At 73.0% G+C, this 26,624-nt stretch carries 20 protein-coding genes and 1 pseudogene; 12 read left to right on the forward strand and 9 right to left on the reverse strand.

The annotated features are described in order from the left end of the window. Nucleotides 1–288: 288 nt before the first annotated feature. Complete coding sequence (locus ABT015_RS34285) at nucleotides 289–1,047, forward strand: DeoR/GlpR family DNA-binding transcription regulator (RefSeq protein ID WP_350886235.1); 759 nt, start codon at nucleotides 289–291, stop codon at nucleotides 1,045–1,047. Nucleotides 1,048–1,099: 52 nt separating this feature from the next. Here ABT015_RS34285 and ABT015_RS34290 read toward each other — a convergent pair whose 3' ends face one another. From ABT015_RS34290 to ABT015_RS34325, 8 genes are all read right to left on the reverse strand, one after another. Further along, a complete protein-coding gene (locus ABT015_RS34290) occupies nucleotides 1,100–2,017 on the reverse strand; it encodes a carbohydrate ABC transporter permease (RefSeq protein WP_350886237.1) in 918 nt (305 codons plus the stop codon). Continuing rightward, nucleotides 2,014–2,970, reverse strand: coding sequence for a carbohydrate ABC transporter permease (locus ABT015_RS34295; RefSeq protein WP_350886239.1), 957 nt, complete (start codon nucleotides 2,968–2,970; stop codon nucleotides 2,014–2,016). Before ABT015_RS34295 ends, ABT015_RS34290 begins: the two co-directional genes overlap by 4 nt. A 103-nt stretch (nucleotides 2,971–3,073) precedes the next feature. Beyond that, nucleotides 3,074–4,387, reverse strand: coding sequence for an extracellular solute-binding protein (locus tag ABT015_RS34300; RefSeq protein WP_350886241.1), 1,314 nt, complete (start codon nucleotides 4,385–4,387; stop codon nucleotides 3,074–3,076). 432 nt (nucleotides 4,388–4,819) lie between these two features. After that, entirely contained in the window at nucleotides 4,820–6,601 is a 1,782-nt protein-coding gene (locus tag ABT015_RS34305) for a glycoside hydrolase family 35 protein (protein ID WP_350886243.1), read from the reverse strand. Nucleotides 6,602–6,651: 50 nt separating this feature from the next. Next, a complete protein-coding gene (locus tag ABT015_RS34310) occupies nucleotides 6,652–7,512 on the reverse strand; it encodes a class II fructose-bisphosphate aldolase (RefSeq protein WP_350886245.1) in 861 nt (286 codons plus the stop codon). 25 nt (nucleotides 7,513–7,537) lie between these two features. Further along, nucleotides 7,538–8,488, reverse strand: a complete 951-nt coding sequence (locus ABT015_RS34315; RefSeq protein WP_350886247.1) for a 1-phosphofructokinase family hexose kinase — start codon at nucleotides 8,486–8,488, stop codon at nucleotides 7,538–7,540. After that, nucleotides 8,485–9,456 (reverse strand): ROK family protein, encoded by a 972-nt coding sequence (locus tag ABT015_RS34320; RefSeq protein ID WP_350886249.1) that lies wholly within the window; start codon nucleotides 9,454–9,456, stop codon nucleotides 8,485–8,487. The genes ABT015_RS34315 and ABT015_RS34320 overlap by 4 nt, the downstream gene beginning before the upstream one ends. Before the next feature lie 101 nt (nucleotides 9,457–9,557). Continuing rightward, nucleotides 9,558–10,445, reverse strand: a complete 888-nt coding sequence (locus ABT015_RS34325) for an SIS domain-containing protein (RefSeq protein ID WP_063345963.1) — start codon at nucleotides 10,443–10,445, stop codon at nucleotides 9,558–9,560. A 241-nt stretch (nucleotides 10,446–10,686) separates the two neighbouring features. Here ABT015_RS34325 and ABT015_RS34330 point away from each other — a divergent pair, with 241 nt between their 5' ends. From ABT015_RS34330 to ABT015_RS34375, 11 genes and pseudogenes are all read left to right on the forward strand, one after another. Continuing rightward, on the forward strand, nucleotides 10,687–12,942 hold the full coding sequence (locus tag ABT015_RS34330; RefSeq protein ID WP_502897468.1) for an RICIN domain-containing protein: 2,256 nt from the start codon (nucleotides 10,687–10,689) through the stop codon (nucleotides 12,940–12,942). 189 nt (nucleotides 12,943–13,131) lie between these two features. Then, entirely contained in the window at nucleotides 13,132–14,529 is a 1,398-nt protein-coding gene (locus ABT015_RS34335; protein ID WP_350886251.1) for a TolB-like translocation protein, read from the forward strand. Between the two features lie 8 nt (nucleotides 14,530–14,537). Next, nucleotides 14,538–14,679 (forward strand): annotated as a pseudogene (locus tag ABT015_RS38070) (IS256 family transposase); the annotation flags it as partial. A 206-nt stretch (nucleotides 14,680–14,885) separates the two neighbouring features. Beyond that, nucleotides 14,886–16,088 carry a hypothetical protein gene (locus ABT015_RS34340; RefSeq protein WP_350886253.1) on the forward strand — a complete coding sequence of 401 codons (1,203 nt, stop codon included), beginning with the start codon at nucleotides 14,886–14,888 and terminating at the stop codon, nucleotides 16,086–16,088. A 277-nt stretch (nucleotides 16,089–16,365) separates the two neighbouring features. Continuing rightward, on the forward strand, nucleotides 16,366–17,349 hold the full coding sequence (locus ABT015_RS34345; RefSeq protein ID WP_350886255.1) for an NAD-dependent epimerase/dehydratase family protein: 984 nt from the start codon (nucleotides 16,366–16,368) through the stop codon (nucleotides 17,347–17,349). Between the two features lie 11 nt (nucleotides 17,350–17,360). Continuing rightward, a complete protein-coding gene (locus ABT015_RS34350; protein ID WP_350886257.1) occupies nucleotides 17,361–18,092 on the forward strand; it encodes a nucleotidyltransferase family protein in 732 nt (243 codons plus the stop codon). Between the two features lie 8 nt (nucleotides 18,093–18,100). Beyond that, entirely contained in the window at nucleotides 18,101–19,291 is a 1,191-nt protein-coding gene (locus ABT015_RS34355) for a glycosyltransferase family 4 protein (RefSeq protein ID WP_350886259.1), read from the forward strand. 10 nt (nucleotides 19,292–19,301) lie between these two features. Next, nucleotides 19,302–20,654 carry a phosphomannomutase/phosphoglucomutase gene (locus ABT015_RS34360; RefSeq protein WP_350886306.1) on the forward strand — a complete coding sequence of 451 codons (1,353 nt, stop codon included), beginning with the start codon at nucleotides 19,302–19,304 and terminating at the stop codon, nucleotides 20,652–20,654. Between the two features lie 255 nt (nucleotides 20,655–20,909). Continuing rightward, nucleotides 20,910–22,274 (forward strand): sugar porter family MFS transporter, encoded by a 1,365-nt coding sequence (locus ABT015_RS34365; RefSeq protein WP_350886261.1) that lies wholly within the window; start codon nucleotides 20,910–20,912, stop codon nucleotides 22,272–22,274. A gap of 124 nt (nucleotides 22,275–22,398) precedes the next feature. Continuing rightward, entirely contained in the window at nucleotides 22,399–23,619 is a 1,221-nt protein-coding gene (locus ABT015_RS34370; RefSeq protein ID WP_350886263.1) for a hypothetical protein, read from the forward strand. A 270-nt stretch (nucleotides 23,620–23,889) separates the two neighbouring features. Further along, nucleotides 23,890–24,528, forward strand: coding sequence for a hypothetical protein (locus ABT015_RS34375; protein ID WP_350886265.1), 639 nt, complete (start codon nucleotides 23,890–23,892; stop codon nucleotides 24,526–24,528). Between the two features lie 112 nt (nucleotides 24,529–24,640). Here the strand turns inward: ABT015_RS34375 and ABT015_RS34380 are convergent, their stop codons facing one another. After that, the gene (locus ABT015_RS34380) at nucleotides 24,641–26,305 is read right to left on the reverse strand and encodes a carbohydrate binding domain-containing protein (protein ID WP_502897470.1); all 1,665 of its coding nucleotides are present in this window, start codon (nucleotides 26,303–26,305) and stop codon (nucleotides 24,641–24,643) included. Nucleotides 26,306–26,624: the final 319 nt, after the last annotated feature.

The following is a 26,624-nucleotide window of genomic DNA, read 5'->3' on the forward strand; positions in this document are numbered from 1 at the left end:
CTCTCGCCTCCGAGGCCGGCGATCCGGTCGCCCTCGACGGCCAGGCGGCCGCCCTCGACGACGCCGCCGGGCAGGACCAGCCGGGCGCCGGCCAGGGACATGCGGTCCGCTGTCACGCGGTCACCTCCGGCGCTGCGCCAGGCAGCCGTAGAACTGAGTGAAGTTGCTTGTTTCATAGCCATGATAGTCAGATTCGAGCGGACGACCAGACCTGCGACCTGCTCGCCGGAATCAGCCCGACCCGGCGCCACCCAGGGGTTTGGCTCCCGACCGGGCTAGAATCGCGTCATGCTCAAAGCTGATCGCGCTACCCGGATCCTCTCGCACGTCACCGAAGCGGGGAGCGCCGATGTGCACGCGCTCGCCGAACTCCTGGACGTCTCGACCGCGACCGTGCGCCGCGATCTCCAGGAGCTCCACGAGCAGGGGCTGCTGCACCGCACCCGGGGCGGCGCGGTGACCGGCTCGGTCAACCTCGAACTGCCGCTGCGCCACCGCGGCGAGAAGCAGCGGGAGGAGAAGCGCCGGATCGCCCTGGCGGCGGCCGAACTCGTGCCGGAGGGGGCGGTGGTGGGCCTCAGCGGCGGCACCACCACCAGCGAGCTCGCCCGGGTGCTCGCCGAGCGCAGCGGCATCACCGTCGTGACCAACGCGGTGAACATCGCCGCCGACCTGATCGTCCGCCCCGAGGTGCGTCTCGTGGTGATCGGCGGCATCGCCCGCACGGCCAGCTACGAACTGGTCGGCCCGGCCGCCGACCGGATGCTCTCGCAGTACCACCTGGACATCTCCTTCATCGGGGTCGACGGCCTGACGGCGCAGGAGGGCTGCACCACGCACGACGAGATGGAGGCCCAGACCGACCGGGCGTTCCTGCGCAGCAGCGCGCGCTCGGTCGTGCTGGCCGACAGCACCAAGGTCGGCAAGGTCACCTTCGCCCGGATCTGCCCGCTCTCCGACGTCCACGACCTGGTGACGGACGACGGCCTGACGGACGCGCAGCAGCGGGCCGTCACCGGCTGCGGCGTCCGGGTCCTGCGGGCCTGACCGCCGACGGGCCCGAGGGTGGCCTGATCCACCGACCACGCCCGGGCCCGGTTCAGGCCTTGACGCCGCCCGCCGTCAGGTCCGTGCGCCAGAACCGCTGCAGCAGCAGGAAGGCCACGACCAGCGGGACGACCGAGACCAGCGAGCCCGTGACGACCAGGTTGTACGGGGTGTGGTCCCGCAGGCCGTTCCAGTAGTAGAGGCCGAGGTTGACCGGCCAGAGCTTCTGGTCGGAGAGCGTGACCAGCGGCAGGAAGAAGTTGTTCCAGATGGTGGTGAACTGGAACAGGAAGATGGTCACCAGCGCCGGCGAGAAGATCCGCAGGACCACCGTGAAGAAGATCCGGAACTCCCCCGCGCCGTCCATCCGGGCGGCCTCCAGGATCTCGTCCGGGACGGACGCGGCGGCGTAGATCCGGCTGAGGTAGACCCCGAACGGGCTGACCATGCTGGGCAGCAGGACCGCCCAGACGGTGTTGACCAGCTGGGCCTTGGACAGCAGCAGGTAGACCGGCAGGGCGAGGAGCGGCGCGGGGACGAGCACCGCGGCGAGGATCGTGTTGAACACCGCCTCGCGGCCCCGGAACCGGTACTTGGTGAGCGCGTAGCCGGCCATCGCCGCGAGCAGGGTGGCGGCCGCGGCGCCGACGCCCGCGTACAGCACGGTGTTGAGGAGCCAGCGGAAGTAGAGCCCGTTGTTGGCGGTGGCCAGGTCGTGCAGGTTGTCGCCGAGGTGGAGGGTGGAGAACCAGAAGCCGCCGCTGCCGAACAGGTCGCTGCTGCTCTTGGTGGAGGCCACCAGCAGCCACCAGGCGGGCAGCAGGAAGTAGGCGGAGAGCACGAACAGGACGGCCGTGCCGAGGACGTTGGGGCGCGGCCGGCGGCCGGGGGCACCCAGTGGGGCGGGCCCGGCGGGGCGGCGGCGCGCCGGGCCGGCGGTCTCGGGGCGGCGGAGGTCGGCGGTGCTCATGCGGTCACCCGGTTTCCGGTGATGCGCACCGAGAGGCGCAGGAAGGTGAAGGACAGGACGCAGGTGGCCAGGGCCAGCAGGACGGCGATGGCCGCCGCCTTGCCGTAGTCGTTGGTGCCGAACGCCGCGTTGTACGCCGCCATGTTGGGCGTGTAGTCGGCGGAGACGGTCGAGGCCAGCGAGTGCAGGACCATCGGCTCGGTGAAGAGCTGGAGGGTGCCGATGATGGAGAAGATCCCGGTCAGCACCAGGGCGGGGGCCACCAGCGGGATCTTGATGTGCCAGGCGGTCCGCCAGGGGCCGGCGCCGTCGAGGTCGGCGGCCTCGTAGAGCTCGCTGGGGATGGCCTGCAGGGCGGAGAGGATGACCAGCATGTTGTAGCCGGTCCAGGTCCAGGTGACGATGTTGGCCATCGACCACAGGACGGCGCCGGAGGAGAGGAAGTCGGCGTCGATGCCGATGTCCCTCAGTCCGGCGACGAGCGGGCTGGTACCGGGCAGGTAGAGGAACGCCCAGAGGATGGTGGCCACGACGCCCGGGATCGCGTACGGCAGGAAGTAGGCGAGCCGGAAGAACTTCCGCAGCCGGGTGCCCTTGGCGTCGATCAGCAGGGCGAGGCCGAGGGCCAGTCCGAGCATCACCGGGACCTGGACCACGCCGAAGAGCAGCACCCGGCCGACGCCCGCGAGGAACGAGCCGTCGCCCAGGGCCGCCGTGTAGTTGTCGAGCCCCGCGAAGACCGTTCTGGCCGGGCCGAAGCCGAGGCCGGAGCGCTCCACGCGGTACAGGCTCTGCCAGAGCGCGTACCCGATGGGCAGCAGGAACAGGACGGTGAACAGCAGGCCGAAGGGGGCCAGGAAGCCGAGGGCCGCGCGGTTGCGGGACGGCTTCCGTCGTGCGGTGGCGGCCTTCGGGGCGGTGCGGCCCGGCGCCGCCGGGGTTGCTGCGCTCATCTGGGGTTCTCTCTCGTGCGGGCGGTGGTCGGTCCCTCGGGCGCGTCGGGGGTGTCGGACGCGCCCGGGCCGGCGGACCGCGCGGGGTCCGCCGGCGAGCCGGTCAGCCGGCGGTGACCGTCAGCCCCTTGGACTTCATCGCGTCGACGGTCTTGTTCTGCACCGTGCCCAGCGCCGCCGTCAGGTCGCCGTGGGCGGCGACGGCCGCGCCGAAGGCGTCGGTGAGGTCGCTGGAGGTCTGGGTCATGGTCGGGCCCCAGCTCCACTTGGGGGCCTGCGCCGTCGCCTGCTTGAAGACGTCGAAGATCGGCTGGTTGCCGAAGTAGGCGCTCGGCTTCGCCAGCGCCGGCACCGACGTGCCGCCGGTGGAGGCGGGGTAGATGCCGGCCTTGTCCACGAGGGTGCCGACGGCGGCGGCGTCCGTGCTCATCCAGTTGGCGAAGCGCAGCGCGGCGGCGGTGTTCTTGCAGCCCTTGACCACCGCGGTGGACGAACCGCCGTCGTTGCCGACCGACTTGGCACCGTCCTGCCACTGCGGCATCGGGGCGACCGCCCACTTGCCGGACGCCTGCGCCGCGTTCTGTTCGAGGATGGAGGAGAACCAGACCGGGCCGGGGTAGGCGGCGAGCGTGCCGTCCTGGAGGTCCTTGTAGAGGTCGGGGCTGAAGCCCTGCTCGGACTTGACCTGGCCCTGATCGATCAGGCCCTGCCAGTACTTCGCGACCTTGGCGGTGGCCGGGTCGCCCGCGAGCGAGACCTTCCAGCCCTTGCTGTCGGTGCCGAACCAACTGCCACCGGCCTGGGCGGACATGCCGGCGAACCACCACGGGTCGTCCGGGTTGAACACGCTCAGGTACCCGTTGGGGTTGGCGGCGTGCACCTTGGCGGCGTCTGCGGCGAACTCCTCCCAGGTGGCCTGCGGCTTCAGGCCGTACTGGGCGTACAGGTCGGTGCGGTAGTAGAGCGCCATCGGGCCCACGTCGACCGGGATGCCGTACACCTGGCCGCCGACCTTCACCGCGTTCCAGGCGCCGTCCCCGTACTGCGACTGGTACTGCCCGGCCTCGCCGCTGACGTCCTGGACGGCGCCCTCCACGACGAAGCTGGGCAGCGACTCGTAGCCGACCTGGGCCAGGCAGGGGGCGTTGCCGGCCTTGACCGCCGCGAAGATCTTGGCGTAGCCGCCCTTGCTGCCCGACACGATCTTCTCGAACTTGACCTTGGCGTCCGGGTGGGCCGCGTTGTACTGGGCCACCGCCTCCTCATAGCCCGGCGCCCAGCCCCAGAACGTGACCTCGGCGGAGCCTTTGCCGCCCGAGGCGCCGTCACCGCCCGAGCCGCAGGCCGCGATGCCGGCGAGCAGCGGCAGCGTCGCGGCGGCGGCCAGCAGGCGGGTGCGGATTCGTGTCTTCGGCATGAGGATCTCGTCCTTTACGTGTACTGGCCCTCGGCCATCGCGGCGCGGCGTCGGGTGGACGGCGGCTGGCGCGAGCGGGTGCGGTGCGGTGAGGGTGCGGTGCGGTGGGGGTGCGGGTGCGGTGGGGGTCGGCAGGGTGCCCGGGTTCCGGAGGTTCCGGGGCCGGCCGGGAGTGCCGCCGCGCGTCGGCGGCTTCCTCACCGGACCGGGTCCGGCTCCGGGGCCGGATCCAGGGCCGGATCCTGGTCCGGGCCCGGTCCGGGCGTCGGTGGCCGCGTGCCCATCGGACCACCCCCTGCTCCATGGTGCGCAGTTCGGATGAGTATTGCTCAATATCGAGCATCTTCCTAGGGCTTCGGAGCACGAAGCGGTCTCGGTTTCGACACGGCCCGTCGCGCGGACGGCCAGGCGGCGGGCCGGGTGCACGGGGTGTCAGCCCAGGTCGGGCCGGGCCACCAGGTGCACGGCGGGTTCGCCGGACCGGTCGAGTTCGAGGACGGTGATCTCGTTCGTCCCGCTGCGCAGAACCGGCCAGGGCAGGTAGAGCGTGCACTGCGGTCCGCGGTCCCAGTAGCGGCCCAGCAGGAAGCCGTTGACCCAGACGTAGCCCTTGCCCCAGCCCGGCAGCGCCAGGTAGCCGTCGGCGGGCTCCCCGACCTCGAAGGTGCCGCGGTGGAAGGCCGCGCCGGGGCCGCCGGCCGGGGCGCCGGCCGCGTCCCAGGGGAGCCGGTCCGGCGTCCCGTCGGCCAGCGGCATCGGGTCGGCCGTCCACCCGTGCAGGTACTGCTGGGTGTGCAGGGCCCCGGCGATCCCCTTGCGGTCGCCGATCCCGGCGCCGTAGTTGACCCGGCCCATCGACTCGACCAGCAGTTCCAGCCGGGCACCCGCGCCGGGCACCGGGACGAGCAGGGGCTCGTGCTCGACGTCGCGTTCCAGGGTGGCGAGGTGGGTGCCGTCGACGCGGACGTGGGCCCGGTCGGCGAGCCCCTCGACGGTCAGCGGGTACGCCGTGCGCGGGCCGGGGATGGTGGTCCGGTAGCGGACGAGGCCGTGCGCGAGGCCGAGTTCCTCGAAGGAGAGCGGGACGGCGGAGCGGACCTCGCCGGTGGACAGGTGGTCCACCACGTCCGCCAGCGGCAGGGCCCGGTCGAGCTCCACCCGGCACGCCGGCAGCGTGGCCGGGAGCTCCTCGGGCTCCGGCACCGGGCCGTCCGCGTACGCCGCCAGGACCTCGCGGAAGGCCCGGAACTTGGCCGTGGGGGCGCCTCGTTCGTCCAGCGGGGCGTCGTAGTCGTAGGAGGTGACGGTCGGCTGGTAGCCCCGGCCGGTACGCGGGTCTGCGGTGTTGGCGCCCGCCCAGGTGCCGAAGTTGGTGCCGCCGTGGGCCATGTAGAGGTTGACGGAGGCCCCGGCCGCCAGGATCTCGCGCAGGGCGGCGGCGGCGTCCTCGGCCGGGCGGGTGGTGTGCGGCTCCCCCCAGTGGTCGAACCAGCCGTTCCAGAACTCCATGCACATCGGCGGGTCCTGGGGGCGGTGGCGGCGCAGCTCGGCGAAGGCCTCGGTGGCGCGGCTGCCGAAGTTGACGGTGGCGAGGTGGCCGGGGAGGGCGCCGCCGGTGAGGAAGAAGTCCTCCGGCCCGTCGGAGGTGCAGAGCGGGACGTCGATGCCGCGGGCGCGCAGACCGTCGGCGAGGTGGGCGAGGTAGGCCCGGTCGGTGCCGTAGGAGCCGTACTCGTTCTCGATCTGGACCATCAGGACGTTTCCGCCGCACGTGGTCTGGTGCGCCGCCAGGATCGGGATCAGCGTGTCGTACCAGCGGTCGACGTGGGCCAGGAACCGCGGGTCGCCGGTGCGCAGCGGCAGGCCGCGGCCCGCCGTGCCCGGTTCGGCCAGGAGCCACCAGGGCAGGCCGCCGTTCTCCCATTCGGCGCAGATGTAGGGGCTCGGGCGGACGATCGCGTGCAGTCCGGCGTCCGCGGCGGCCCGCAGGAAGGCCTCCAGGTCGGCGATGCCGGTGAAGTCGTACACGCCGGGGCGGGGCTCGTGCAGGTTCCAGGGGACGTACGTCTCCACGGTGTTGAGCCCCATCGCCCGCAGCATCCGCAGGTGGCGCGGCCACTGCCCGGGCAGGCTGCGGAAGTAGTGCAGGGCGCCGGAGAGCAGGCGCAGGGGGCGCCCGTCGAGCGTGAACCCGGTCCGGTCGATCTGGAGCATGAGCGGTCCTCGTGGGGGTGGTTCGGGGGACGGGGTCGGCCGGGGCGCGGTCATCCGGCGGTCCCCGCGACGACGGGCAGGAGCCGGCCGACGGCCTCGGTGATCGCCCCGCGGCCCGCGGCCAGGTACGCGCGGGGGTCGACGCCCCGCTCGTCCGCCGCCAGGTGGGACCGGACGGCGGTCGTCATGGCGATGCTCAGAGCGGTGCCGATGTTGACCTTGGCTATGCCGCCGTGGACGGCGCGGCGCAGTTCGTCGTCGGGGACTCCGGAGGAGCCGTGCAGGACGAGCGGGACGTCGAGGGCCCCGTGCAGGGCGGCGAGCAGGTCGTGGTCGAGCCTGGCGTCGCGGGAGGTCATCGCGTGGGAGCTGCCGACGGCGACGGCGAGGGCGTCCACGCCGGTCTCCTCGACGAAGCGCCGCGCCTCTGCCGGGTCGGTGCGGGCTCCCGGTGCGTGGGCGTCCAGCGGCCCCCGGCCGTCCTTGCCGCCGACCTCGCCGAGTTCGGCCTCCAGCCAGAGCCCGGCGCCGTGCGCCCAGACGGCGGCCTCGCGGGTGGCGGCGACGTTCTCCGCGTAGGGCAGGTGCGCGGCGTCGTACATCACCGAGCTGAACCCGCATTCGGCGGCCTGGCGGAGCAGGACGCCGGTCTTCACGTGGTCCAGGTGCAGCGCCACCGGGACGGTGCTGGGCTCGGCGCAGCGCACGGCGGCCGCGGCGAGCGGGGCCAGCCGCCCGCCGTGGAAGCGCACCGCGTTCTCGCTCACCTGGAGGATCACCGCGGTGCCGGCGGTCTCGGCGGCGGAGACGACGGCCTCGACGTGCTCCAGGGTGATGACGTTGAAGGCGGCGACGGCGCCGTGCCGGGCCGCGGCCCGGGCGACGAGGCCGCCGGTGGCTGCCAGGGGCATGAACTCTCCTGTCGGGTGGGGCTGTTCAGTCGGAAGGGGCTGAGCCGGCGGAGGGCGTGGCCGGGGTGACCCGGACCAGCGGGAGGTGGCCGTCATAGGCCTGCTGGTCGAATCGGCCGGCGTACGGGGCCTGGACGGCGGCGGCCGACAGGGCCACCGCGCGGGCCAGCGCCGCCGGCCACGGCGTGCCGTCGGCGAGGGCCGCGGCCAGCGCCGCGACCGCCGCGTCCCCCGCGCCGGTCGGGTTCCCCCGCACGTCGGTCTCCGGGGGCAGGCGGGCCCGCCAGCTGCCGTCCGGGGTGACGGCGAGGAGCCCGTCGGGGCCGAGCGAGGCGACCACCGCCCGGGCGCCGGCGTCGACGAGGGCGTGTGCCGCGCGGAGCGGGTCGGCGATGCCGGTGGCGCGGCGCAGTTCGACCGCGTTCGGTTTGACGGCCGTGGGCCCGGCCGCCAGTGCCCCGGTGAGCGCGGCGCCGTCGGCGTCCAGGACGACCGGCACGCCCTGTGCGTGGGCGAGGCGGACCAGGTCCGCGTAGGCGTCGCCCGGCAGGCCCGGCGGCAGGCTCCCGGACAGCACCAGGGCCCGGGCGGTGGGGAGCAGGCCGCGGACGGCGGTACGCAGGGCCGTCCAGTCCTCGGCGGAGAGCTCCGGTCCGGGCTCGTTCAGCACGGTGGCGTCGACGGCGTCGACCACGGCGACGGTGCGCCGGGTCGACGTGCCGGCGGCGAGCGGGACGCCCAGGCAGGCGATGCCGGCCCGGTCGAGGTCGGCCCGCAGCGCCGCGCCGGTGGGCCCGCCGAGCGGCAGGACGGCGGTGGTGCGCCGCCCGAGACCGTGCAGCACCCGGGCCACGTTCACGCCCTTGCCGCCGGCCTGTTCGTGGACGGAGGCCACCCGGTGGCTGGTGTGCGGGCGCAGCGCCGGCACGCCGTAGGTGATGTCCAGGGCGGGGTTCGGGGTCACGGTGACGATCACGGCGCCGGGCTCCCTTCCGGGGCCTCGCGGCCGGCCGCAGCGTCCAGGGCGCGCAGTCCGGCGCCCAGGCAGCCGGCCTGGTCGCCGAGCGCGGCGGGCACCAGGCGCGGCGCGACCTGGATCCGGGCGCGGGCGGCCAGCGCGGCGGCCAGCGGGGCGAGCAGCAGGTCGCCGGACTCGGCGAGGCCCCCGCCCAGGACGACCAGCGGCGGGTCCAGCACCAGGACGGCCGTCAGCAGGGCGTCGGCCAGGGCGTCGACCGCCTCCTGCCAGACGGCGCCGGCCGCCCCGTCCCCCTCGGCGGCCAGCCGCGCCACCTCCGGTGCGAGGGCCGGCCGGCCGGTGACCTCGGTGTAGCGCCGCGCCACGGCGGCCGCCGAGGCGTAGGTCTCGGCGCAGCCCCGGGCCCCGCAGGCGCACGGTTCCCCGCCCGGGCGCACCACGAGGTGGCCGATCTCCCCGGCCCGGTGGTGCGCGCCGGGCAGGGCGCGGCCGCCGGTCATCACGGCGGCGGCGATGCTCGTGCCGACCGGGACGAACAGGAAGCGCTCCTCGCCGCGCCCGGCTCCGAGCCGGGCCTCGGCCACGCCGCCGGCGCGCACGTCGTGGGTGACGGCCACGGGCAGGCCGGTGCGCTCGGCGACGAGTTCCCGGAAGGGGACGTCCCGCCAGCCGATCGTGGCGGAGTAGACGCCCGTCCCCGTGGCCTCGTCGACGATGCCGGGAACGGCGAGGCCGACGGCGTCGACCTCCGCGCCCTGCCGCCCGGCCTCCCGCCGCACGTCCGCGACCAGGTCGACGACGGTGGCCACGACGGCCTCCGGGCCCCGTTCGCGCCCGGTGGCGCGCCGTACCTGGTACCGGACGGCCGCCTCCCGGTCGAGCAGGGCGGCCTTGATGCCGGTGCCGCCGACGTCCACGGCGACGACCAGGCGCTGCCCGGCCATGGGCTGGCGCCGGTCGGGCACGGGCTGACGCCGGCCGGTCGTGAGCCGAGGCTGATCGGTCGTGAGCCGAGGCTGGCCGGTCGTGAGCCGAGGCTGGTCGGTCGTGAGCCGAGGCTGGTCGGTCATGAGTCGGCGAGCACCACGGACCGGGTCAGGTTGCGCGGCTGGTCCGGGTCCAGGCCCTTCGCGGCGGCCAGCGCGGCGGCCAGCCGGTGGACGCGCACCAGTTCGGCGAGCGGGTCGAGCCGGCCCTCGATCCAGCGGGCGCCGGTGCCCCGGACCTGCTCGGCCAGGCCCACCGGTGCGGCGCCCAGCATCCAGGTGGCGGTGGACGGCGCGGCGATGCTGATCGGGCCGTGCCGGTACTCCATCGCCGGGTACGCCTCGCTCCAGGCGAGCGCGGCCTCGCGCAGTTTGAGGCCGGCCTCGTTCGCCAGCCCGACCGTCCAGCCGGTGCCGAGGAAGGTGAACTGGGTGCAGTCCACCAGGCCTTCGGGCAGCGGCTCCGCCAGGGCCGCCCGGCCGTCGGCCTCCACCGCCTCGGTGTGCAGGCCCAGGTGGGCCCGCAGCAGGGTGAGCGCCGTGGTGGCGAACCTGGTCTGCACCACGGACCGCTCGTCGGCGAAGTCCAGCACGGCGATGTCGTCGGCGGCGGTCATCACGGGCGTCCGCGGGTCGGCGGTGACGGCCGCGGTGCGGACCTTTCCGCGTACCCGCTCCAGCAGGGCCAGGACCTCGGTCGTGGTGCCGGAGCGGGTCAGCGCGATCACGCGGTCGTACGAGCGGACGCCCGGGAACTCGGAGGCGGCGAAGGCGTCCGTGACGCCCTGTCCGCTCGACTCCCGCATGGCGGCGTACGCCTGGCCCATGAACAGTGACGTCCCGCAACCGATCACCGCGACCCGTTCACCGGCCTCCGGCAGCGCCGTGCACTCCGCCGCCGCGACTTCCGCCGCGCGGCGCCAGCAGTCCGGCTGGCTGGCGATCTCGGCCTCGACATGGGTCGCCATCGGCCACCTCCACGTGATAGTTGCTGATACCTGCTTCTTTCTGGCCAGATTCAAGCATCTTCAAGCACTCCATGGAACCCGTCTGCGCAATTTGTTGCTCAGAGGTGTTGACAGTTGCGCGCAGGAGGGCCGGATACTGCATGCCATCGTCGGCCTCGGCGGTCGCGCCCCCAACGACGACCGGCGGGCCCGAGAAGCACCGCCCACCCCGCCCCGACGGTGCAGCACCGAAGGAGACCTCGTGTCCGCCCCACCCCGCAGAGCACTCGCCGCCGTCCTCGCCCCCGCCCTCCTGGCGCTGAGCGCGGGCCTCGCCCCGTCCGCGTCGGCCGCCCCCGAACCGCCGGCCGCCCCGGCCGGCGGCCCGTCGACCGCCCCGTACACCGTGAGCGTCGGCAAGCCGGTCGGCTACGGCCACCCCACCGACACCCCCGCCGTCCCGTACACCGACAAGGACGGCACCTTCTACTTCCAGCAGTCCGCCGCGCTCTACGGCGCGAACGACCCGCGGTACTGGGACTTCTTCACCGGCACGGACTTCGACTCCGCCACCCGGTCGAGCGCGCTCAGCAACGCCGTCAACCCCGCCAACCCCAAGGACCGCAACAACGACACCACCTGGCGCTGCAACAACAGCCCCACCGGCCTCACCTCGACCTCCGCGCCCGCCGGGTCGGGCTACGCCCAGAAGAACTACTGCGACCTCTCCGGCATCTGGGTCGACCCGGACACCGGCGACTGGTACGGGCTGGTGCACAACGAGTTCACCCCGCAACCCTTCGGCGACGGACTCCACTTCGACGCCATCGACTACGCCGTCTCCAGCGACCAGGGCCGGACGTGGACCATCAAGGACCACGCCATCACCTCGCCCTACAGCACCCGGCGGGGCGACACCGCGGCCTTCCCGAACCAGACCTTCGACTACGGGGACGGCGACCAACGCCTCTTCGTCGACACCGCCTCGGGCTACTTCTACGTCTTCTACGGCTCGCGGATCGTCGACAAGGGCGGCAGCTGGAAGGCCTTCCACGAACACGTCGCCCGGGCCCCGATCGCCGCCAAGATGGCACCCGACTCGTGGCAGAAGTGGTACGACGGCGCGTGGTCGCAGCCCGGCACCGGCGGCCGGGAGAGCAACCTGGTGCCCGCCGACTCCGCCCACCCCACCGGCTACACCCCGGTCGCCGACGAGTACGACCCGGCGAACACCGGCACCGTGGCCCAGCAGGTCGCGGCCGGCACGATGCCCCCCACCTCACCGCTGTTCGTCATGGACATCACCTACAACGCCTACCTCGGGCTGTACATCGCCGAGCCGCAGGCCGTCGACCAGAGTGGTTCAGCGCCCCAGCAGTACTACGCCACCGCCGACCTCGCCGGCCAGAAGTGGGTGCCGATCGGCGACACCGGCGGCTACCACACCGCGTCCTGGTACCGCTGGTTCCTCGACAGCGCCAACCGCACCAACAGCACCGTCGTCGGCAAGACCTTCCGCTCGTACTGCGCCTTCGGCTGCTCCAACGGCGCGTCCGGCGAGTACGTGGACGTGACGATCAACGGCTCCGCGCCCGCCGCTCCCCCCGTCGACCCCGGCAGGACCTACCGGATCGGCAACGCCGACGGCCGGGTCCTCGCCCAGGTCGCCGGCGGCCCGGCCACCACCTCGCTGGCCGCCGGCACCGGCTCCGCCCTGGAGTCCTGGAGCTTCGCCACCAACGGCGACGGCTCCTACCGGATCACCAACGCCGCCACCGGCCGCCTGCTCGGCGTCGACTCCACCACCACCGCCGGCCGCGCCTGGGGCGCCCGCCCCACCGCCACCGCCGCCGGCCCGGGCGGGCCCAGCATCGGCCAGCAGTGGTTCGTCATCCCCGGGAAGTCCGCCGACGGAACCGCCACCGGCACGTTCAAGCTCGTCAACCGCTACAGCGGACTCGTCCTCGGCCTCTCCTCCACCGACAGCCGGTCCACCGAGACCACCCCGACCCGCAGTTGGGCCGACACCACCGGCAACCCCGTCGGCGGCACCCGCGGCCCCGGCGAGCAGACCCTCACCCTGACCGCCACCGGCACCGCGCCCAACCCCCCGCTGGACGGCACCCACACCCTGACCGCCGCCGGCAAGGCCCTCGACGACCCCGGCCACTCCACCGCCCAGGGCACCCAGCTGGTCACCTGGGCCCCCAACGGCGGCCCGAACCAGACCTGGGTGCTCACCCGGCAGGCGGACGGCAGCTACCAGATCGCCAACGGCGAGTCGCACCTGTGCATGGACGTCGACGGCGGCTCCACCTCCGCCGGCGCCAAAGTGATCCAGTGGGCCTGCACCGGCGGCGGCAACCAGCGCTGGCAGCTCACCCCGGCCGCCGGCGGCTACCGGATCACCTCCCAGAAGAGCGGTCTGCTCCTCACCACCGCCTCCACCGCCGACGGCGCCCGGACCACCCAACAGCCCGACACCGGATCCCCCCTCCAGCTCTGGGCCGTCGACTGACCATCCAGCAGTATCCAACCTCCCTTCCCCCTAGGTCAGTTGGCGAGAATCTGCCAGTGCGGAAGCGGGCCCGTTGACCTCCGGTCCGCCGGGCGTTTGGCTCTCCCCAGCCAGTTGCGCGGGCGGTGCCACCCACCAGGGTGGCACCGCCCGCGCCGTCGTCACTCACCAAGGGGAGGACCCCACCTCATGACCACCACACACCCCCGGCGCGGGCTGCTGCGCGGCGGCTGCGCCCTGCTCGCCGCCGTACTGGCCGGCCTCGCCGCACCGGCCGCCGAAGCGCATCCGCGCACGGGCGGGATCGTCCGGGTGAGCGTCGGCCTCGACGGCGCCCAGCCGGACGGCGCGTCCGCCGCCCTGGGGCTGAGCGCCGACGGCCGCTACGCCCTGTTCTCCTCGGACGCGACCAACCTGGTGCCCGGCGACACCAACGGGGTGACGGACGTCTTCGTCCGGGACCTGCGCAGCGGCCGCACCCAACGCGTCAGCGTCGGTGCGGACGGCGCCCAGCTCGACGCCCCCACCACCCAGGCCTCGATCAGCGGCGACGGCCGCTTCGTCGCGTTCAGCACCAAGGCCACCAACGTGCTGCCCGGCCACCGGGCCAACAGCGGCGGGGAGGTCTACCTCCGCGACCTCCGGGACGGCGTCACCGAGCTGATCACCGCCGGCGACCCGGCCGCCACCGGCCAGGACGGCCGCATCTCCCGTGACGCGGTGGCCAGTTGGGACGGCCGCTTCGTGGCCTTCTCCTCCTCCCGGACCGACCTCGCGCCGGTCGGCGCCTTCACCAAGGAGAACATCTACGTCACCGACCGCCGGGAGGGCACCACCCGCCTGGTCACCCTCGGGGTGAACGGCAAACCGGGCAACGGCGACTCCTACCTGCCCTCGATCAGCGCCGACGGCCGCGTCATCGGTTTCAAGTCCCGCGCGTACAACCTGCTCCCGGCTCCCACCCAGGCCTCCGCAACCCCCGCAGCCCCCGGGGACCACACGGACCACGACTCCCCCGCGATCCTCGGGCACGCCTCCTACCCCTTCTACGTGTTCGACCAGCACACCGGGGTGATCAGCGGCGCGAGCACCGACCCCGCCGGCCAACTCGCCGACACCGGCCTGGACGCCACCCTCAGCCCCGACGGGCGGTACGCCGTCTACACCCTCGACGCGCCCGGCGGGCCGATCCTCAACCGCCACCAGGAGCTCTACACCCGCGACCTGCGCACCGGCACCGTGACGAGGGTGACCACCCCGCTGCCCGGCACCACCACGGTCGGCTCCGCCGGCCGCGGCACCATGTCCTACGACGACCGCTGGGTCTACTTCGTCTCCGACGCCGGCAACCTCGTCCCCGGCGTCGACGGCGGGCGGCAGAACGTGTTCCGCCGCGACCTCGCCACCGGAGCCGTCGAACTCGCCGGCGCGGCCGAGGACGGCACGGCGAGCACCGGCACCTCGGACAACCCGTACACCGACGCCTCCGGCAGCGCCGTGCTGTTCACCTCCGAGGACGGCACCCTCGTCCCCGGCGACACCAACCACGTCTCGGACGTCTTCCTCCGCCGGCTCCTCACGCACTGACGCCGGACGGGCTGTTACGGGTGCTGACCAGGCGGGTTCCGGAATCCGCCGGTGAAGGGCCGGATCACCGGTCATCCCGGCCGCGAAAAGCATGATCCGGCGGGGAGGAACAATGGCAACACCCGTAACAGCGTTCGGGCGAGAACCGTGCCGCCCGGCGTCGCCAGCACATAATCACCACATACTTACCCCGAATTGTACGACCACTGTCAAGGCATCAAGGTGCGCCAGGCCGCAGTGACTTCAGGACACTGTCCAGGATTTGGTTTTCAACAACCCTCGGGCGACGGATGCTTGTACGTACAGTCTCCGTTCTTTTGGCGCTGCCGTGTCATCCGCAGGCCAGTCCACGGAGTTTGCAGCAGGACGTGCTGCTCCCGGCGACGACTCGTGAGGTCGATCGTGACAATCAGAAAAGCCTCAGGAAGTCGATAGCCGTATCTGTGGAGACGGCACCCAATCCAACCGTCCAAGGAATAGTCCGAGACGGAACGAGGGTAAAAGTGAAGGCCCTTCTCTACCACTTCCACGGAATCGATGACTTCGATTTCTCGACCATCTCGCCCGAGGACCTCCCCGAGGTCCAGAAGGCTGCGGAATCCCGTGAGTACGGAATTCTGCCGACCGTCTACCTGCGGCGGGAGAATCTCCCCCGCCTGGTGGAGGTCCTCCAGGAGTACCACCGGCTCGAACAGGCGAACGCGGTTCCCAACATCGCCGGTTTCGCGATCGAGGGCCCGCTGCTGGGGCCGCAGGGAGGGATACCCCGGGCCGGACGGTGGTTCCCGTCGGCGAAGGAATGGGACGTCATCGCGTCCCTCGGCCCGCTCGGCCTGCGCTACATCGTGATGGCGCCCGACGCCATGGCCCTGGACGAGCGCATCGACGCCGGCCCCACCTTCGCCGACCTGCTCACCAGCTTCTACGAGCAGGGGCTGCGGATCGCCGTGGGGCACTTCCACCGGGAGGCGCCCGAGCGCAGTGCCGTCCGACTGCGGGAAGTGCTCGAATTCCTGCACAGCCGCTACGACTCCTCCCCGTACCTGGTCCTGACCGACCATCTGTACAACGACACCCCGCGGAACTTCACGCATTCCTGGCGCACGCCGCAGGAGCGGGTCAACCGCGAAGTCGAACTGCGGCGGGTGCTCGATCCCGACTGGGACAAGACCGACCTCCGGGAACTGCTCGGCCCTGTTCCGGCCGAAATGCTGCGATCCGCACGCGAGTCCCTCCTGTACCCGTGCATCAACTTCGACGGGTACCACGTCGACCTCGAAATCTGCCGGCGCACCGTCGAATACCTGGGCGTGGACCGCCTCATCGCGCTGACCGACCACACCGAGGTCGCCACGATGGCCCAGGAGCCGCTGTCCCGGAGTGACCACAATCCGCTGTGGCTGCGCGACGACGGGGCCGTGGCCGCGGGGTCGAGCGGTTATGAGCAGCAGCGGCAGAACATTCTCTCCATCGGATTCGACGACACGGCGGTTCACCGCATGTTCGTCGACAACCCCGTGACGGCCGTCGGATACCGCATCAAGAAGGGCGCCGCGTAAGGGCCCGGAGGGCCGAGAATCGGAAAGACATCGGAAGAGGAACTCACGGCCACTCGGGCGTCGCGCCCCGGCCACTTCCCCGACCGTGTCGTGCGGGCCGGGGACACGGCCGCCGCCACCGCGGCACCCGTGTCCCCGGCAGCCCGCGGCCCGCGCACCCTCCAGGACGACGCCCGGCTGCGGCGTGGCTCCGCGGATCCGCCGGCGTGATCCAGCGGCGTGATCCGGCGGATCCGGATGTGAACCACATTGGCGAACCACGAGAGGGGACCAAGGCATGAGCAAGGTTGTCGTCACGGGTGGCGGCGGGTTCATCGGCTCGCACATCGTCGACCGGTTGTGCGCCCAGGGACACCGCGTCCTGGTGGTGGACGACTTCTCCACCGGCGATCGGGCCAATCTCGCCGAGAGCGAGGCCCGTTGGCCCGAGCTGAGCATTCTCACGGCCGACGTGGTCGACGAGTCCACCGCGGCCGCGGTGGAGGACTTCGCGCCCGAGGTGCTGCTGCTGCTGGCCGCGCAGTTCAGCGTGAAGGTGTCGATGCGCGATCCCCTGCTGGACGCCCAGGTCAACGTCATCGGCCTGGTCCGGATGCTCGAGGCGGCGCGGCGCAGCCGCAGCCGCAAGGTCGTGTTCGCCTCCAGCGGCGGGACGATCTACGGGCCCGCCGGTGAGGACGGGGTGCCCATCAAGGAGTCCGCGGGCCGGGTGCCCAGCTCCTTCTACGGGCTGACCAAGTCCGTCGCCGTCGACTACCTGCGCCTCTACCACGAGACCTACGGCCTGGACTACGTCGCGCTCGCCCTCGGCAACGTCTTCGGCCCCCGCCAGACCCCGTTCGGTGAGGCGGGAGTCGTCTCCATCTTCGCGCAGCACATGCTCTCCGGGCAGACCTGCGTCATCAACGGGGACGGCCTGCAGACCCGCGACTACGTGCATGTGAGCGACGTGGCCGATGCGTTCGTGCGGGCCGTGGACCAGGGCCACGGTCTGATCAACATCGGTAAGGGCCAGGAGAGTTCGGTCCTGGACATCCATCAGGCGGTCGAGAAGCGGACCGGCCGTTCGCTGCCGCCCCGCTTCGGGCCGCCGCTGGCGGGAGAAGTGCGCAGGGGGTGCCTGGATCCCTCCCGCGCCCAGGCCCAGTTGGGCTGGACCGCCGGGACGACGCTGGAGGACGGGGTCGACTCCGTCGTGTCCTGGCTGACCGCACGCCCCCTCCAGAAGACGGACTCCGCCGAGGCGGGGCAGACCGGATGAGGCTGGCGGGGATGATCCTGGCAGCCGGGCGCGGCAGCCGGATGGGAGCACTCACCGCCCGGACGCCCAAGCCGCTCCTGCCCCTGGCGGGCAAGCCGCTGCTGGGGCACCTGCTGGACCGGTGCGCCGAGACCGACGTCACGGACGTCTACCTCAATCTGCACTACCAGGCCGAACAGGTCCTCCGCTTCCTCGGCGGCACCACGGCGAAGGTGCCCGTCCACGCCCGGACCGAGCCCCGCCTCACCGGGCCCGCCGGGGCGCTGCGCCTGTTCCACGAGGAACTGGCCGCCTTCGACGCCGTGCTCGTCACGTCCTGCGACGTCATCATGGGCGAGCCGCTCCAACGGCTCGTCGACGCGCACACCCGCGGCGGCTACGCCCTGACGTTCGCCTGTACGCGGATCCGGCAGGCCCGCCGCTACGGCGTGCTGGACATCGACCCCGATGGTCGGATCCGCGGCGCCCGGGAGAAGCCGGACGTCCCCGACGACGAGACGCACTGGATCAGCGCCGGGGTCTACTGCCTGGACCCCCGCATCATCGCGCACGTCCCCGAGGACGTCGTCTACGACTACGCCAGGGAGCTCGCCCCCGCGCTGATGGCCGCCGGCGAACGCGTGGGGGCGCACCGGCTCACCGGCTACTGGCGGGACGTGGGCACCCCCGACTCGCTGCGCGAGGCCGGCGAGGACGCCGGCCGTGGGCTCATTCCCTGGCTCACCGAAAGGGCGGACCGATGAAAGTCCTGATGCTGACCTCCAGTTACGAGCCCCTGCACGGCGGGGCCGAGACCTATGCGCGGCTGCTGTGCGAAGGGCTCGTGGCCGACGGCCACGAGGTCGTCATCGCGACCGACGGGTCATGGCTGGACGACCTGCCCGGGGAGCGCGCGGAGGACGCGGGGCGGGTCGTGCGGCTGCGCGACTTCGCGGACCGCGTGGACGCGCGGGACAAGGTGAGATGGCGGCAGATGCAGTACTCCGTCCTCGACGAACTGGGGGCCGTGCTCCAGGGCGAGAGCTTCGACGTCGTCCACGCCAACAGCCATGAGGCGCTGATCCTCGCGAGCATCGTGGCGCTCGAATCGGACGCCGCGCTGGTGTGCTCGTTGCACGAGCAGAGCCCCGACCTGGAGCGGTTCGGCCGTGGCCGGTGCCTGCTGTCGTACCGGACCCTGCCCGTCGACATGCACTTCGTCCCCAGCCGCTTCTTCGCCGAGCGCGCCGCCCGCTTCGGCGCCCCCGCCGACCGCATCAGGCTCGTCCACAACGGCGTTCCCGACGCCCCATCGGACGACGTGGCCCGGAACCTGCGCTCCGCACTGCGCGCCGAACTCGGCGTCGCCCCCGACCAGCGGCTGGTCGTCCTCCCGGGCCGGATGTCCGCCCGTAAGGCGCAGCTCGACCTGGCCTCGGCACTGCCCCTGGTCGCGGCGGAGCTGCCCGGGGTGCGGGTGCTCCTGTCGGGGAGGGTCTCGGACTACGCGTACGAGAAGAGCGTGTGGAGCCGGCTCGAACGCGGCGGTGTGGCGGAACTGGTCACCCTCCGCCAGGACTTCGGGGCCGAGACGATGCCCGCCGTCTACGCCGCGGCGGATCTGGTGGTCCAGCCCTCCCTGGCGGAGGGGCTTCCGTTCAGCGTGGTCGAGGCGATGCGCGCCGGCAAGCCCGTCGTCGGCACCCGCGTCATCGGCATCAGCGACGTCATCACCGACGGCGTCGACGGCCTGCTCGTGCCGGCGGCCGACCCGCCCGCACTGGCCGCCGGGATGCTGCGGGTGCTCACCGACGAGGCGTTGGCCGCCGAGCTGGCGGCCAACGCGTACACCACGGCGGAACGGGAGTTCAGCAGCCGCAGGATGGTCGCGGACACCCTGGACGGCTACCGGGCGGCCCTGGCGCGTCGCCGGCGGTCGGCGTCCGCGGCCCCGGTCTCGTGAAGGGGTGACCGTGTCCGACTACGCGCGACTGGTCAAGGCCTACGACATCCGCGGGGAAGTCCCCACCGAACTCGACGGTGAGGTCGCGGAACGCGTCGGCGGCCTCTTCGTACGCTTCACCAACGCCCCGCAGGTGGTGGTGGCCAGGGACATGCGCCCGTCCTCGGCCATGCTGGTGCGGGCGTTCGGCGACGGCGCCCGCCGGGCCGGTGCCGACGTCATCGACGCCGGGCTCGGCTCCACCGACTACCTCTACTACGCCAGTGGATCGCTCGGACTTCCCGGCGCCATGATCACCGCCAGCCACAACCCCGCGAAGGACAACGGCATCAAGCTGTGCCTGAGCGGCGCGGCCCCCCTGGGGGAGAACACGGGCCTCGGCCGGATCCGCGACTGGCTCGTGGCGGGGGAACGCGCCGCACCCGCCGCGGATCCCGGCACCCGTACGGAAAGGCCGCTCCTCAAGGAGTACGCGGCCCACCTGCGGCAGCTCGTCGACCTCACCGGGATCCGGCCCCTCAAGGTCGTCGCCGACGCGGGCAACGGCATGGCCGGCCTGACCGCCCCGGAGGTCTTCGCGGGCCTGCCCGTCGACCTCGTCCCGCTCTACTTCGAGCTCGACGGCACGTTCCCCCACCACGAGGCCAACCCCATCGACCCCAGGAACCTCGTCGACCTCCAGGCCGAGGTCCGCCGGCAGGGGGCCGACATCGGACTCGCCTTCGACGGTGACGCCGACCGCTGCTTCTTCGTCGACGAAGGCGGTCGGCCGGTCTCACCGTCCGCCGTCATCAGCCTGATCGCGGGCCGGGAGCTGGCACGGCACCCCGGCTCGGCCGTCGTGTACAACCTGATCACCGCGGAGGCCACGGTGCGGAGCATCCGCCGCCACGGCGGACGCCCGTTCCGGTCCCGCGTGGGGCACTCCCACGTCAAGGCGCTCATGGCGCAGCACGACGCGGTGTTCGGCGGAGAGCACTCCGGGCACTACTTCTTCAGGGACTTCTGGCGTGCCGACAGCGGCATGCTCGCCGCGCTCCACGTGTTGGCCGCCCTCGGTGGACAGGACCGGCCACTGTCCGCCGTGATCGCCGCGCACAGCCGGTTCGCGCTGTCCGGTGAACTCAACTGCGTCGTCGCCGACGTCGCGGCCACGATCCGGGAGGTGGAGGAGCGCTACCGGCACCGGGCCGGGGTGACCACGGACCGGCTCGACGGTCTGACGGTCGGCCTGCCGGGCGGAATTCGGTTCAACCTGCGCCCCTCGAACACCGAACCGGTCCTTCGGGTCAACGTGGAGGCGCACGACCAGGAGACCATGGAGCACCTCCGGGACGAGGTCCTCGCGTTGATCCGACCGTAAGACGTTTTCTGACGATGGGTCAGGCGGCGCTCGGGTTGCGGCCGGTCGGCCGGTGACGCCGGTAGTCTGCTCTCGGCTCGCGAAGCGGGTGATCACCTCGGCTCGGCGTCCGGGTTCGGTCATCGGCGTGGGCGGCGGACTCCCGGCGACCCGATCGGCCCCGGCCCACCCCCGCCTACGGCACTTCGAAGAAGGGCATCCCATGGGCTTGGCCCCGTCCTACGACCATGTCGACGGCGGCGCGGGGGTGTCGCCATGACGGCGCCCGTCCCCCCGGGCGCCGCACGGCTGCTGACCGTGGGCGTCGCCTCCGTCGGAGGGCTGCTGTTCGGCTACGGAATCGGGGTGATCGCCGGAGTCCTGCGGCTGGTCGCCCCCACCTTCGCCCTGTCGCCGTGGCAGCAGGGGGCGGTGGTGTCGGCCGCCCTCCTCGGCGCGGCGCTCACCGCCCTCACCAGCGGGCGGCTGGCGGACAGGTTCGGGCGCCGGCCGGTCATCGGCGCCGCCGCGGCCGTGTACGCCCTCGGGACGGCGGCTTCGGCGGCGGCCTCGGGCCCCACCACGCTCCTCACCGGGCGGTTCCTCGTCGGACTCGCCCTGGGGGCCGTCTCGTTCGCGGTCCCGCTGTACATCTCCGAGATCTCTCCGCCCGCCCGGCGCGGCGCGCTCGTCACACTGAACCAACTCATGATCACGATCGGGCTCCTGCTGTCCTACGTGGTGGCCTATCTCCTGGAACCCGCGGGGGCCTGGCGCTGGATGCTCGCCCTCGGGCTCCTGCCCGCGTGCGTACTGCTGGCCGGCATGTGCCTGGTGCCCGAGTCGCCGGACTGGCTGCACTCCAGGGGAGACACCGCCCGGGCGGTGAGCGCCGCCCGGCGCCTGTCTCCGCCCGACCCGGGCGGCGCAGCCGTCCGCCCCGGTGGCCGCCCCGCGACGGCGACCGCCGCACGGCCCACCGCCGGCCCCGCGACCGCGACCGTCGCACGGCCGACCGCCGCCCCCGCCGCGACCCTCCGGCAGGCCTGCGCGCTGGCCGGTCCCCGCTGGGTCGCGCTGGGACTGGCGATCGCCGTCCTGGTCCATCTGACCGGTCTGAACACCGCGATCTACTACGTGCCGACCATCCTGGGCGGAAGCGGCATGACCGCCGCCGCAGGCATCCGGGGAGCCGTCCTGGTCGGACTGTGCAACGTGGCCGCCACCGTCGTCACCATCGCCCTGCTCGACCGGATCGGCCGCCGGAAGACGATGATCGGAGGACTGCTGGTCATGGCGGTCGCGGCCGTCGGCATCGCGGTGGCGCAGCCGCTCGGGCACACGGGGGCGCCGACCGCAGCGCTGCTGTGCGTCTTCATCATGGCGGGAGCGGTGGGCCCCGCCGCCGTCTTCTGGGTCTACATCGCCGAGATCTACCCGGCGGGTGCCCGCGGAGTCCTGATGAGTCTGGCCACCGCGGCCCACTGGGGAACCGACTTCGTCGTGGCGACCACGTTCCTCCCCCTCGTGCAGGAGCTGTCGCTCGGCGGGGCGTTCGGTGTGTACGCGGCGATCAGCGCGGCGTCCGCCCTGGCCCTGGCCCGCTGGATGCCCGAGACCCGGGGCCGATTGCTGCTGTGAAACGGGACCGGGCGCGAGGCTCCCGCGCTCGCGCCCGGGCTGGGCTTCGCCCGCCGCCACCTGACGATGCGCCAGAATTGCCGTCAGCCGAGCAATCAGCCGCGCGTCCCCGAAGGTAGGCATCATGACCCGCTACAGCGTCGACCCGAACCGGCACGAGCTCATCGCCACCTGGGGAACCGGCGAAGGCGACCTCGCCACCCGGATCACCGCCCTCCCCGCCGACGCGGCCGGCGCCTCGCTCCTGCGTCTGGCCGGCGCGCTGACCCGCCTGTCGGAGGCGGCCTGGCGCACCTACACCCACCCCGCCAGCGCCGCCGGCTCCCTCGAACCCGATACCGAAGGCTGGCGCCGCGAACAGGAACGCGACACCTTCAGCGAGGTCGCCGAAGCCGTGGCCGCGCCGAACCTGCCCCACGGCGGCCTGCTCACCGTCTCCTACAGCCCCCTGCTGGAATCCGCCCACCAGGCCGGCCGCGCCCTGCACGCCCTCGACCAACCCGAGTTGACGAAGGCCGTCCTCGCCGAGACCGTCAGCGAACTCACCGCCGTCGAGAGCGCCGAACTCGGCAACCTCACCGGCCGCGCCCAGCAGGCCGTCCTGCTCAGCCGCGAGGACGCCTCCCCCGTCCAGGTCGCCGCCGCCGACCACCTGCTGGAGCAGAACCCCTTCGGCTCCCTCGCCCTCTTCTCCGACGTCGACCCGACCGCCGCCGCCGTCGCGGCCGCGCACTGGCTCGCCGCCGCGGCCGAGGTCGCCGCCGACGCCTCCGGCCACGACGCCACCGCCGTCCTGCTCGAAGCCGACAGCATCGAGGACCTCCCGCACCAGACCCCCACCCTCGTCCTCGAACTCCTCGACGCCGGACACACCCCCCACGACGCCGTCACCGGCCTCGTCCGCCACGCCCTCCACATCGCCGACGGCCTCCTCCCCGACCCCGCCGGTCTGCGCGAACAACTCGAAGACCTCGACGGGGCCCTCGACGACTACCCCGACGACTACGCCGACGACGAGGAGAGCGACCCGGAGGACACCGGCCTGCGCCTCACCCCCCTCGACCCCAGGCGCCCCGCCCGCGACCTCCTCGAAGACCTCCTCGCCGGCATCCACGGCTGCTGGGTCCTCCACACCGAGTTCGACGACCTCGACGAGGAGCACCTCGGCACCGACGACGCGGACCCGGCCACCGCGGACCCGGACGACGCGCACCTGGACGACGCGCACCTGGACGACGCGCACCTGGACGACGAACGAGCCGAGCAGCACCGGCACCGGAGCCGCGAGAACTTCGCCCGCCTCGTCCGCGAAACCGCCGCCCGCCACCGCGACCGGCTCCTCTGACCGCAGCCGTCCTGTCGCGTCGAGCCGGTCCGTGGATCGTGCCCTGAGCATCGGGAGGGCGCGGGCCGGGGAGGCGGCAGGCGCCGGACCGGCGGCTCGCCCGGCCGCCGCCGACCGCCGGAACGGCTCCGTGCCGTCCGGACGGCCCAGCACCGCTCGTGGTCCGGGCGTGCAGAACAAAGCATGGAGAGCACGAACCGGGCGGCTGCGGGCTTGCACGTACCCACCGACGGCCGAGCGGATGACGGGACGACCGGAGGGTTGTGCGTGATGCGTACGCTGTACACCAGCCAGGGCGGCGGCCCCCGGCTGCCGCGACGAGTGGCCGCCCTGGCCGCGGCGGCAGGAGCGGCCGTCCTCCTCGTGGCGTCGTGCTCGTCCGGGAGCTCGTCCGGGCCCGCGACGCCGACGAACGCGGCGGGGGCGACGCTGTCGCAGGCACCCAACCCGTCGAGCTTCTCCGGGGAGCCGCCCTCCGCCTTCGCCTCCGCGCTGGAGTCGGCCTCGGCCTCGGTAGCCGCGCGCTCGGCCTCGGCGGCGGCCGCCGCCTCGGCGTTCGAGGCCTCGGCGGACGCGCAGGCGGCGCAGAACCGGGCGAAGGCGACCGAGGTGCTCAAGACCGTGGAGGGCCCCGGCAACGCCACCTCCGACGTCACCCTGACCGGCGTGCCGCGATCCACCACCGGCGGCCTCCACGCCGCCGTCGTGACCATCGTCAACAGCACCCGCGAGGCCGCGTCCTACGCGGTCCAGGTGGACTTCACCGATGCGTCGGGCCACGCCGTCGACTCGGCGATCGTCGGCGCCGAGAACCTGGCCCCGGGCGGGAAGGCCAGTCCGATCGCCTTCAGCCGCCAGCCGGCCGACCTGGCCCTGGTCCCGGTCGTGGTGAAGGCCCAGCGCTACTGAGCCCAGCGCCACCGAGCACACCCCGACCCGGGCGACGCCCGACGGCCCGCCGGCTTCCCGTGCACCGGTGCACGGGAAGCCGGCGGGCCGTCAGCGGGTGATCAAGAGCTGGTCAACGGCGCTGGAGCGCCTTCACGTTGTCGCCGAAGCTCCAGCCCTTCGAGCCGTCCCAGTTGAGCGACCACGTCATGAGCCCCTTCAGCGAACCGCCGAACGCGTTCCACGACTGGCCGACCAGGCCCGGGTCCATGTAGCCGCCGCCCGCGCCGGGCTGGGCCGGCAGGCCGGGCACCTGCTTGTCGTAGGGCACCTTGATGGTGGTGCCCTGGATGGTCAGGCCGTTGTTCAGGCAGGTGGTCTGCGCGGTGAAGCCCTGCACGGTGCCGGCCTGGTACGAGTCGCCGGAGCAGCCGTACATGCTGCCGTTGTAGTACTGCATGTTCAGCCACCACAGTTGCCCGTTGTCGGCGTACTTCTTGATGATCGGCAGGTAGGCGCCCCAGATCGAGCCGTAGGTGACGCTCCCGCCGGTCACGTACGCGGTCTCGGGGGCCATCGTCAGGCCGAAGCCCGCGGGCATCTGGGCCAGCACGCCGTCGATGATGCGCATCAGGTTGGCCTGGGAGGCGGACAGCGTGCCGATGCTGCCGCTTCCGGACAGGCCGGTCTCGATGTCGATGTCGATCCCGTCGAAGTTGTACTTCTTGAGGATCGGGACGACGGTCGCCACGAACCGGTCGGCGACGGTGCTGGAGCTCAGGTCGATGCCTGCGGCGGCACCGCCGATCGACATCAGGATCGTCGCCCCGGCCGCCTTGGCCTGGCACATCTCGGCGGGGGTCGAGACCTTGACGTTGGTGTCCATGCCGTCCTGCCACTGGACGGTACCGTCCGAGAGGATCACCGGGAAGGCGGCGTTGATGACGTTGTAGCCGTGCGCGGCGATCCGGCTGTCCGTGATGGGGACCCAGCCCATGCCGGGGTGGACGCCGTTCGAGGCGCCGTCCCAGTTCTCCCAGTACCCCTGGAGGACCTTGCCCGACGGCTTGGGCTTCGTCGGGCAGGTGTCACCCGGCGCCGGGGTCGTGGGCGGCGGGGTGGTCGGCGGAGGAGTCGTGGGCGGCGGAGTGGTCGGCGGCGGGGTCGTCGGAGGCGGGGTGGTCGGCGGAGGAGTCGTGGGCGGCGGGGTCGTGGGCGGCGGGGTCGTCGGAGGCGGGGTCGTCGGAGGCGTGGGGCTGCTGCCGCCGGGGCCGGTGAGCGACACGTCGTCCGCGTAGTACGCGGGCTGCCCGTACCAGCCGTGCAGGTAGACGGTCACCGAGGTGGTGTTCGGCCCGGTGGTGAAGCCGACGCTGAGCTGGCTGTACGACGCGCTGCTCGGCGTCCAGGTGGACGGGTCGCTGCCCGCGCCGGTGCCGGTGGCGCCCAGGTAGACGTAGCTGCCCTGGACGTAGGCGCTCAGCGTGTACTGGGAGTTGGGCTGCACGCTGACGGTCTGGCTGCACTGGGCGCTGTCCGGGCCGGTCGGCGTGGCCTTGAGCGCGGCGGCGCCGGAGTGGACCGGACTGCTGACGACCTCGCCGGAACCGCCGGAGCAGGTCCAGCCGGAGAGGCCGCTCTCGAAGCCGGGGTTGGCCACCAGGTTGGGGGTGGCGGCCCCGGCCGTGACGGAGCCGGCCACGGCGATGCCGGCACCGATGACGGCGACGGCGCTCACCCCGGCGAGGGAGCGCAGCATGGCGCTCGGCCCGTGCTGGGCACCGCTGGTCCGGTTCACCCGCGCTGCGCGTTCCACGCGCGCCCGCGGCTGCGGGCGAGCGGCCCGGAGCGGCTCGCTCCCGGCCCGGTCGGCTTCGGGACGGCCGGGATCCGGACAGGGGCGGACCTCGCCCGACAGGCGTGGAGTACGCGACCTTCGACGGAACATGCTGCGTTCCCTTCCCGCCGAGCGCCATGGACATGACCGACGCGTGGGGGCGCGACGCCCGGCTGTGGGTGAGGTGGGGACATGTGGGGCTGTGCCGGACCGGATCGTAGGAGGGGCGGCGCAGCTCGTCAATAGGTCTGGACCAATTGCGGGGCGCGGCCCGGCCGAC

The organism is Kitasatospora sp. NPDC094016 (genome assembly GCF_040304045.1).
Taxonomy (GTDB): Bacteria; Actinomycetota; Actinomycetes; order Streptomycetales; family Streptomycetaceae; genus Kitasatospora.